Annotated in this window: 2 protein-coding genes and 1 tRNA gene; 2 read left to right on the forward strand and 1 reads right to left on the reverse strand. The window is 62.8% G+C overall.

What is annotated here, in order from left to right:
* Positions 1 to 260 precede the first annotated feature (260 nt).
* Positions 261 to 1,226 carry a TAXI family TRAP transporter solute-binding subunit gene (locus WB528_RS19490; protein WP_423890030.1) on the reverse strand — a complete coding sequence of 322 codons (966 nt, stop codon included), beginning with the start codon at positions 1,224 to 1,226 and terminating at the stop codon, positions 261 to 263.
* A gap of 154 nt (positions 1,227 to 1,380) precedes the next feature.
* On the opposite strand from WB528_RS19490, the gene WB528_RS19495 reads away from it, so the two are divergent.
* Both WB528_RS19495 and WB528_RS19500 read left to right on the forward strand, forming a co-directional pair.
* Positions 1,381 to 2,355, forward strand: coding sequence for a Bug family tripartite tricarboxylate transporter substrate binding protein (locus WB528_RS19495; protein WP_423890032.1), 975 nt, complete (start codon positions 1,381 to 1,383; stop codon positions 2,353 to 2,355).
* Positions 2,356 to 3,095: 740 nt separating this feature from the next.
* Positions 3,096 to 3,171: transfer RNA gene (locus WB528_RS19500), tRNA-Ile, on the forward strand.
* The last annotated feature ends 179 nt before the right edge of the window (positions 3,172 to 3,350 follow it).

Consider the following 3,350-nt stretch of genomic DNA (forward strand, 5'->3'; position numbering starts at 1 on the left):
GGTGAAGAGCCCGGAAGAATCCAAATATCCGTGGGACTATTACAAGGTGCTGACGACCATTTCCGGCGAGGATGCGTTCGGGCCGCCTGATACGGCGTGTTCGCTGGTGAAGAAGTGACGGCCTAACCGAGCGCCGTTGCAGCCTCATGGTTCGAGACGGCGCTTCACGCCTCCTCACCATGAGGGTCGTATTTCTGCTTGCATTGACCTCATGCTGAGGAGCGCGCACTTTGCGCGCGTCTCGAAGCATAAGCCGCGCATCACTTCGCCACCCCGATCTCGCGCAGGTATTTCATCACGCCGGGATGAATAAGCGCCGGGTCGGGCGCGGCGGCGAGCGTATTCGCCGCCGTGGTCTCGCAGGCCTGCGCCTGCTTCTTGCACAGCGCGCTTTCGGCGCCATGCAGCGTGCGGATCAGGCGATAGGCGATGTCGTCGGGCAGATCGGCGCGCGCCAGGATGAAACTCCACGACCCCAGCGAATCGATCGGCGCGGTCTGGTTCGGATAGCTTCCGGCCGGAATGCTCATGGCTTTAAGGAACGAGTGCTTGGAGCGGACGCGCGCGATTTCCTCCGCACTCGGTGCGATGAAGCGCGCCCCGCCGGGGCTTGACGCCATCGTCGTGAAGCCGGGCCAGCCGCTGCCTGCGCCCCACAAGGCGGCGGCGCGTCCGTCGAGCACCATCGCGGGGCCATCGCCGGCATGGTCGAGATAGATCGACTTGAAATCCTCATCCTGCTTCAAGCCCAGCCCGTCGAGGATGAAGCGCGACATCACCGGAAGGCCCGAGCCTTTTGCACCAAAGGCAATGGGCTGCCCGACCAGATCGTGGATGGTCTTGTAGGGACTGTCCGCGCGCACCACGAACATTCCGGGGCTCGAATACATCGCGACCAGAATTTTCAAATGAGTGACCGGCCGCTTGATGCCCTTGAAGGCTTCATAGGCGGGCTCGCCGGCGACCAGACCCAGATCGAGCTGGCCGGCCTCGAGCAGCGGGATATTTTCGTAGGAACCCCTGGTGTTGCGCGGCGCGATGACCAGCGCCGGATCGGCCGCGTTCATCACCGACGCAAAATTGTCGCCGAACAGCGGAAAGCCGCCGCCCGGCGTCGCGGTGCCGAGACTGATGGTCGTTTTCGAAATGGCCTTGTCTCCCTCTTGCGCCACAGCGCCGCCCGCCACGAGCAGCAAGGCGCCGAAAGCCATGAACTTCCTCTTCATCTTGTGATCCTTCTGCCCCAATCACCAAAGCTAGACGTGGATCGCCGGGACAAGCCCGGTGATGACCGGCGTTGGGTGCGTCAAACGCCAAGGTAGGCAAATACGCTTTTGTATGAAAGCATGGCTTACCTTTCGTTGGAATGGAGCGGTTGTCATGATGGGGTTGCGTGCGGCGGCGGCCGGCCTGATCGGTCTTGTTGGCCTGGTGATCGGCGGAGCGCCGGCCTGCGCGGCCGATTATCCGAACCGCCCGGTGCACTGGCTGATCGGCTTTTCGGCGGGCGGGCCGGTCGATGTCGTGGCGCGCATCATGGCCAACTGGCTGTCGGAGCATTTCGGCCAGCAATTCGTGGTGGAGAACCGCACCGGCTCGGGCGGCAATATCGCGGCGGCCACCGCCATCAACTCGCCACCCGACGGTTACACGCTGCTGTTTGTCGCGCCCAACAACGCGATCTCGACCTCGCTCTACAAGCATCTCAGCTACGATTTTCTCCGCGACACCGTGCCGGTCGCCAGCATCATGCAGCTGCCCAACATGCTGGTGGTCTCCAACGCGATGCCGGTGAAGAGCGTTCAGGAATTCATCGACTACTGCAAGGCCGATCCGAGCAAGGTCTCCTACGCCTCGTCGGGCTACGGCACGTCGGTGCACATGTCGGGCGAGCTGTTCAAGGCCATGACCGGCTGCAACATGCTGCACGTGCCCTATCGCGGATCGGCGATCGCCTATCCCGACATCATCTCCAACAAGGTGCAGCTGATCTTCGACAACATGCCCGCCGCGCTCGCGCAGTCGCGCTCCGGCACGGTGCGCGCGCTCGGCGTCACCTCGCCGAAGCGCTGGCCCGGCTTCCCCGATATTCCCGCCATCGCCGAGACCGTGCCGGGATTTGAATCGGTCGGCTTCTACGGCATCTCCGCGCCAAAGGGCACGCCGCCCGAGATCGTGGACACCCTCAACAAGGCGGTCGGCGAAGCCCTGAAGGATCCCAAAATCATCGAGCAGCTCACCGTGCTCGGCGGCATCCCGAAGCCGATGACGCCTGCCGAATTCGGCACGCTGGTTGCGAACGAAACCGAGAAATGGCGCAAGGTGGTCGGATTCGCGGGGGCTTCGGTGGATTGAGTCCCTCTTCCGTCGTCCCCGCGCACGCGGGGACCCATACGCCGCGGCCGTTGTTTTGAAAGACGCTGGCCGACGGCTTTCGCCCCATCACTCACCCCTGTGGTTATGGGTCCCCGCGCCAGTGCGCAATTGCGCACAAGGCGGGGACGACGGCGTGGAAATGGTCGAGACACACCCTCGCCTTCCCGCGGCGCGATTCCGCGTCCGGGTGCTGCACCGTCCTGCCCTCGAAATCGGAAGGGCGCAGGGAATGCCGGGCGCGTCACGCGCGCCCGCAGCCTTGTGTGCGAAATGAAAAAGCACACAAGCATAGTCACCACAGGTCGCCGGAACCGCCCGGCATTCCCCGCACAATGGTTTGAACGACTTATTCCACGCTCTTCCCGGCGATCGGGCTCTTTGTCACCGTCATCGGTGCAATGCGGAGCATTGTCACCAACTTGACGCCAGCGTCGAGACGTCAGAACCACGTGGCTTCGTCGTACGCCTCGCATGCGCTCGTCTGTCGCATGTGAGGTGTCCACCGCATCCCGCACTCAGCGTCCGTGACGATCGCGAAGCGCCCCTTTGAGAGGAGGCGGGACGCGAACCGGAATAATCCTGCTTCTACCCTGCTGTCAAGCATATTTCGGAAAATCCGAAATTGATTGGCTGGCGGCGAAACCCGGCATTGCCGGATCGGCTGGCGCATTGTAATTGGTCTGTCGCAACCGCGTGGCCAGCGCTTCGGCCTGTCGCGGGGGCCTGTAGCTCAATGGTTAGAGCCGGCCGCTCATAACGGTCTGGTTCCTGGTTCGAGTCCAGGCAGGCCCACCACGCTTCGCCCTCGGGCTATGCGTGGCGCAGCCGCACCGAGACCGTAGGACGAAGCATGTTCGGCGTACCAAAATATCGAAAACAACCCCATGCAAAGTAGCATGGTGGTCATCGGCATCGATGCCTGAGCGATCCCGCAAAAACATTTTGACACGTCGGGCAAATCAGGGGCACTACTC

Source organism: Bradyrhizobium sp., assembly GCF_049586575.1.
In the GTDB taxonomy this organism is placed as follows: Bacteria; Pseudomonadota; Alphaproteobacteria; order Rhizobiales; family Xanthobacteraceae; genus Bradyrhizobium.

Excerpts from the sequence above, each read along its gene's own strand:
- WB528_RS19490 (WP_423890030.1), bottom strand. The coding sequence starts at position 1,226 with ATGAAGAGGAAGTTCATGGCTTTCGGCGCCTTGCTGCTCGTGGCGGGC.
- WB528_RS19495 (WP_423890032.1), top strand. The coding sequence starts at position 1,381 with ATGATGGGGTTGCGTGCGGCGGCGGCCGGCCTGATCGGTCTTGTTGGC.